Here is a 5,212-nt window from a genome sequence, read left to right as displayed (position 1 = left end):
AATCCCGGCAAGTTCGGGCAAGTTCCTCGCTCCGCAGCGAAGCCGTGGGCAAGCTTTGGCACAGCATTCGTTACCGGCACACGAGGAGGTCATCATGGCCCTGATCAAGCTCGGTAAGGACCCTGAGAGCCCCAGCGGCGGCTCCCCCACCGTCTACCTCGACGACGAGAAGGACACCTACCTCGTGCAGGGCTGGAAGGTGGAGGACGATGAGCGGCTCGGGCAGATGGACATCCCCGGACATGAGACGGTGGTAGAGATCCCCCGGCGCATGGTGCGGTTCTTCCAGGAGGTGAAGAAGGGTGACGAGGAGTCCGACGTTTGAGGAGTTGTTCCGCGACTGCCAGAGGACCGCGGTCCACCTGGAGACGCGCGACGCCTACATGAAGTCGGACCCGGCCTTCATCGACTGGAAGGCCGGTGTGATCCTCGATCCGGCCGGGCGCTGGGCCGACTGGCACGCCATCGTGACGGAGGCGACCTCGCGAGGTGTGGAGGTTCGACGCGCGCGCGTCGTTTCGACACCGGTCAGCGAGTACATCCGCTTCGAGTACGACGTGACGGACGGACTGAACATCGCGGCCGGAGAAAGCGTGCGGTGGCTCTCCCGGAGGCGCGCAACCGACATTGCGCTTCCTGGCAACGACTTCTGGTTGTTCGACTCCCACCTCGTCCTCGTCAATCACTTCGACGGCGAGGGCGAGAACATGGAGGTAGAACTCACAGAGGACCCGGAGGTGGCAAAGCTCTGCGAGTCGGCCTTCGGGGCCGTATGGAAGCGGGCGACGCCGCACGCAGAGTTCGAGTTGGCCTGACAGCCCGAACAGCACCGTCACATTGCCATGACATCGCCATCTTCGAGCGTCCAAGAAGCCCGCAAGGCGCTGGGGCAACGCCTGGCCGAGATCCGGCGAGCGGCCGGACTCACCAAGCGAGCGCTGGCCCAGAGCCTGGGCTGGCATGAGTCGAAGGCTTCGCGTTTCGAGAGCGGCGCCCGATCGCCCTCGGAGCGCGACCTTCGCGATTGGTGTTCCGCGTGCGGTGCGGAAGGTGAGGCAGAGGATCTCATCTCCACAGCCCGCGGAATTGCGGGGATGTACGTCGAGTGGCGCAAGATGGAGCGCCACGGGCTCAAGTGGGCGCAGGAGTCTGTTGTTCCCCTGTGGGAACGCACCGAGCGATTTCGCATTTACTCGCCCTGGCTCATCCCCGGCCCCGTGCAGACGGCCTCATACATCACCGCACTCCTGACCTCCATTCGCGACCGCCGAGGACTCATCGACGATGTGCCGGCGGCCGTCAAGGTGCGAGTGGAGAAGCAACAGGTCGTCTACGGAAACCACAAGTTCGCCATCCTCCTGGAAGAAAGCGTCCTGCGCTACCGCATCGGCGGCACGGACGTAATGGCGGGCCAACTCGGCTATCTCCTCAGTGTCATGGCGCTGCCGTCGGTGAGCATCGGCATCATCCCCCAGGATGCCGACCGCTCGGGCCTCTGGCCTGTCGAGGGATTCTTCCTCTACGACAACGCGTTGGTGAACGTCGAACTGGTCTCGGCTCATCTCACGGTCGTCCAGAAGCACGAACTTGCCATGTATGCCAAAACGTTTGGCAAGCTAGCCGAACTTGCCGTCTACGGCGCCGAAGCACGGGAACTCATCACCGCGGCCATCGAATCTCTAGGGTGAACGCCTGGCAAGTCCCGGCACACTCGTGGAGCCCTCTCCCCACCTCTTCCTAGATTTATCGGCACGGCAGAAGGCGTGCTCCGGAAGGGCCAGTGATGACTGTGGCAAGTACGGGCAAGGCGACGGAGTCGGCCGAGGAATCCGAGGCCGATGAGCCCTCTATCGACATCGAGGCGATCTCTTCGCACACGGATGCCGTCCTCGGTCTGCCGATGGGCACGACGAATCGTGACGTGATGGACCGGCACTTGCCGGGAACTGCCATGGAGCTGAACCGTCTGCTCGGCGAAGAGGCCGGCATTCGCTACCTCTTCTGGGCCCGCTTGGGCGCGGTCTTCCCCCCAATGCTCGAAACAGCCGCGGCAGCCTCGGTGCGCCTGACTGAGAACGGCGTCCCCGTCAGTCCGCGGCCGCGTGGAACGCGAGGTCCGCCGATGGCGGCTCGATCCGTATCTTGCACTTCGCCGAACGCACCCCGCTGATCACGCGAGAGGCCCGCACCACCTACCGGCCCATCGCGCTGCGCTGATCGCGGCCCACTCGGGCTTTCGCACCACCCTCCACCTCACGACACGAGGAGCTTTGCCATGCCCACGCGCTTCCGCAAGATCCACGGAGCGGGCAACGACTTCATCCTGTTCACGAACCCCGAGCCCAGAGACGTCACGGCCTGGGCGAAGGAGGCGGAGCGCCTGTGCGCCAGGCGTACCGGCGTGGGCGCGGACGGCCTGGTCGTCAGCCGCATCAACGACAAACGCCCCACCGAGTACGACGTCTCATGCTTCAACGCGGACGGATCGGTTGCCACCATGTGCGGCAACGCGTTGCGCTGCGCGGCATGGGCTGTCCACCACGACGACGGCTTCCCCGCGAAGAGGCGACTGAGGCTGCGCATGGCAGGCGTCGTGCACGAAGCCTGCGTCGACCCGGCGTCCGTCTGGATCACGGCCGAGGTGAACGCCATTCGGCCCCGCGTCTTACAGGCCCTCATCAACGGCCGGCCGACGTGGTTCGACAGCGTGCACACCGGTACCGAACACGTCGTCGCTGTCGTGAGCGACGTGGACGCCATCGCCACGGAAGTGGTGGGCCGGGTCGTCCGGCACCACGAGAACGTGGCGCCTGTCGGCACCAACGTCAACTTCGTCCAGCGTCTCGGCAGCCAGGCGCTCAAGATCCGCACCTACGAACGCGGTGTCGAAGCGGAGACGCTCTCCTGCGGCAGCGGAGCCGTCGCGGCCGTCGCCATCGCCACCCTGCGCGGGCTGGTCGGCAAGCGCGAGGTCACGGTCCACAACCAGGCCGGTGACCCTCTCACGGTCAGGCCGCACGAAGACCAGCCGAACCGGGCCGCATGGGTAGGCGGGCCGGTCACCCACACCTTCGAAGGGGTACTCGCATGACTCTCTTCCTCAGCCCCAGTTCGGACCGCGCGGTGCAGAAGGCCGTCGAGGAACTCCGTCAGTGGGGGCAGAGTCTGCAGGGCTTCGGCGTCGCCCTGATCTACGGTTCCGTGTCCGCCGAGGACAGGCTCTACCACTCGAAGTGCCCCGTCGAACAGCGATCCGTCACGGCCCTGTCCGGGGCGCTCGAAGAGATCGGCGCCCGCTGGAAGGTGCTCGATCCCTGCGAACCGGACTTCATCGGCGATCTGGTCGGGCACGACGTAGCCCTCTCGAACCTGCACGGCCCCTATGGAGAGGACGGCCGGTTGCAAGGCCTGCTCGACTACCTTCGCGTGCCCTACTGCGGCAGCGGAGTCGGGGCATCCGCGGTGGCCGCCGACAAGATCCTGTGCAAGCGAGTGATGCTGGCCCTCGGCGTTCCCACGCCCAGCTGGCGCGTCTGGTCCGGCGGCCCGGTGAACTGGGGCGGGCAGACCGTCATGGTGAAGCCGCCCCACGGTGGGTCCAGTGTGGGCATGAACCTCGTTCGCGACGCGGCAGACCTGCCCCGAGCCCTGGCGGATGCGTCCGGCGAGGAGGGTTCGGAGGTGCTCATCGAGGACTACGTGACCGGCACGCCGCTGACCGTGGGCATGCTGGAGCTTCCGGGCGGCTCGGTCGTCGTCTTCCCGCCACTCGCCACCGAGGCGACCGAGGCCGAGTTCTACGACGCCGACACAAAGCTCGATGTGGATTCCAGGGGCACCGTAACCGTCCAGGCCGCCGAGCTGGCCCCCGATGTGCTCGACAGGATCACCAGGGACGCCCAGACCCTGTGGGAGGGGATCGGGCTGCGCGGCTCGGCGCGCATCGACTTCATCCTCACCGAGGACGGCGACGCGTACGCGCTGGAGGTCAACAGCACACCGGGCATGTCCCGTGACAGCAACTTCGCGGTGGGGGCGGCGATGGTCGGACTCACGCACACGGAAGTCGTGTTGGCGATGCTGCACGAGGCCCTGGCCCGGCCGCCATACGATGTCCCCCTGCCCACTCCCGTGTTCTCCAGCACCACCGCGACACGGGAGGCCGCCGTCTCGCCGTAGGAGCCTGCCGCTGTGCCGCGCGTCCACGAAGTCCCCCTGTGCCGACAGCTCATCGACCCCGCCGAGTGGGACCTGCACGGCGGATGGGCACTGGGAGACAGAATCGAATGGTCCAACCGGGCGTGCGGCCTGGCATCACTGAGGATGATCCTGCTCGCCTACAGGCGCGAAGCGCCTACGGTGACGGAACTCCTGAAGCTCGCGGTCAAGCAAGACGTCCTGACCCCGCGTGGAGCGCTCCACACGGGGATCGCGAATCTGGCGAGTGACCTGGGAGTGCCGTCTCGCGCGGAGCCCGTGCCCGCCGAAGACCTGCTCCGCCGGCTCGACGACGCCCCGCTCATCGTGTCCGTGACCGAGCAGCTCCCGGACGACGGCCGCGCCGGCGGGCACCTCGTCATCCTGCACGGCTACGAGGACGGCCCCGACCCGACGGTTCACTTCCGGGACCCATCGGCTTGGGGCCAGACGCATGACCGAGTCCCCCTCAGCCGTCTCACCCCTTCCTACACGGGCCGCGCGATCACCTTCGCGCCCCTGATCCCCAACGGAGAATCTTGATGACCGAGACTGACGGCGAAACGACCGAGGCCGCAGGAGGCCGGAGGATCGCCGTGCTGGGAGAGATGCTGGAGCTGGGCGCCGAAGCCGTTGAAGCCCACCGAGAGATCGGGCGCTTCGCAGCCGAGGTTGGCGTCGATCTCGTCGTGGCAGTCGGCGATGACCTCGCCAAGCAGCTCGCCCTCGCGGCAGGCGAGGCAGGGGTTCCCGACATCGCGATCGTGCGCGACAACGAGACCGCGACCGCCTACCTCAAAACCGTCCTTCGCCGCGAGGACGTTGTGCTCATCAAAGCCAGTCGCGGCGGTCAGCTCTGGCAGATCGCCCAAGCCCTCACGGGGCAGGCCGTCACGGGCCTGTGAGCCGACGCCTGTGACCTGCTTGGCTGTTGGGGTTGTGGACGAACGCAGGCTCGTGGCTCGGACGGGCCCCGTTCAGAACCTTCCTCTCACTCTCGACCGCCAACCGTCTC

The 5,212-nt window shown here is 66.7% G+C and carries 8 protein-coding genes; all 8 read left to right on the top strand.

The genetic code is table 11. From position 1 onward, the window contains the following. The first annotated feature begins 94 nt into the window (after positions 1–94). The 8 genes from M878_RS76450 to M878_RS76425 all read left to right on the top strand — a co-directional run bounded on the left by M878_RS76450 (position 95) and on the right by M878_RS76425 (position 5,102). Positions 95–325 carry a hypothetical protein gene (locus M878_RS76450; protein WP_023550401.1) on the top strand — a complete coding sequence of 77 codons (231 nt, stop codon included), beginning with the start codon at positions 95–97 and terminating at the stop codon, positions 323–325. Next, positions 303–815 (top strand): DUF6879 family protein, encoded by a 513-nt coding sequence (locus M878_RS76445; RefSeq protein ID WP_031225888.1) that lies wholly within the window; start codon positions 303–305, stop codon positions 813–815. The genes M878_RS76450 and M878_RS76445 overlap by 23 nt, the downstream gene beginning before the upstream one ends. 27 nt (positions 816–842) lie before the next feature. Next, complete coding sequence (locus tag M878_RS49015; RefSeq protein WP_031225886.1) at positions 843–1,688, top strand: helix-turn-helix domain-containing protein; 846 nt, start codon at positions 843–845, stop codon at positions 1,686–1,688. Positions 1,689–1,783: 95 nt separating this feature from the next. After that, a complete protein-coding gene (locus tag M878_RS97740; protein WP_158692780.1) occupies positions 1,784–2,170 on the top strand; it encodes a hypothetical protein in 387 nt (128 codons plus the stop codon). 105 nt (positions 2,171–2,275) lie between these two features. Next, complete coding sequence (dapF, locus tag M878_RS76440; protein ID WP_023550395.1) at positions 2,276–3,091, top strand: diaminopimelate epimerase; 816 nt, start codon at positions 2,276–2,278, stop codon at positions 3,089–3,091. Next, complete coding sequence (locus M878_RS76435) at positions 3,088–4,179, top strand: D-alanine--D-alanine ligase family protein (RefSeq protein ID WP_023550393.1); 1,092 nt, start codon at positions 3,088–3,090, stop codon at positions 4,177–4,179. Before dapF ends, M878_RS76435 begins: the two co-directional genes overlap by 4 nt. Positions 4,180–4,191: 12 nt before the next feature. Continuing rightward, the gene (locus tag M878_RS76430) at positions 4,192–4,740 is read left to right on the top strand and encodes a C39 family peptidase (RefSeq protein WP_023550391.1); all 549 of its coding nucleotides are present in this window, start codon (positions 4,192–4,194) and stop codon (positions 4,738–4,740) included. Next, positions 4,740–5,102 (top strand): glutamate ligase domain-containing protein, encoded by a 363-nt coding sequence (locus M878_RS76425; RefSeq protein WP_023550389.1) that lies wholly within the window; start codon positions 4,740–4,742, stop codon positions 5,100–5,102. Before M878_RS76430 ends, M878_RS76425 begins: the two co-directional genes overlap by 1 nt. Positions 5,103–5,212 lie beyond the last annotated feature (110 nt).

The sequence above is a fragment of the Streptomyces roseochromogenus subsp. oscitans DS 12.976 genome, from assembly GCF_000497445.1.
Lineage (GTDB): Bacteria > Actinomycetota > Actinomycetes > Streptomycetales > Streptomycetaceae > Streptomyces > Streptomyces oscitans.
This window is presented reverse-complemented; position numbering and strand designations above follow the sequence as displayed.

What these genes read in the sequence shown, in the direction of transcription:
- M878_RS76450 (WP_023550401.1), top strand. Translation starts at nt 95, where the DNA reads ATGGCCCTGATCAAGCTCGGTAAGGACCCTGAGAGCCCCAGCGGCGGC.
- M878_RS49015 (WP_031225886.1), top strand. Translation starts at nt 843, where the DNA reads ATGACATCGCCATCTTCGAGCGTCCAAGAAGCCCGCAAGGCGCTGGGG.
- M878_RS97740 (WP_158692780.1), top strand. Translation starts at nt 1,784, where the DNA reads ATGACTGTGGCAAGTACGGGCAAGGCGACGGAGTCGGCCGAGGAATCC.
- dapF (WP_023550395.1), top strand. Translation starts at nt 2,276, where the DNA reads ATGCCCACGCGCTTCCGCAAGATCCACGGAGCGGGCAACGACTTCATC.
- M878_RS76435 (WP_023550393.1), top strand. Translation starts at nt 3,088, where the DNA reads ATGACTCTCTTCCTCAGCCCCAGTTCGGACCGCGCGGTGCAGAAGGCC.
- M878_RS76425 (WP_023550389.1), top strand. Translation starts at nt 4,740, where the DNA reads ATGACCGAGACTGACGGCGAAACGACCGAGGCCGCAGGAGGCCGGAGG.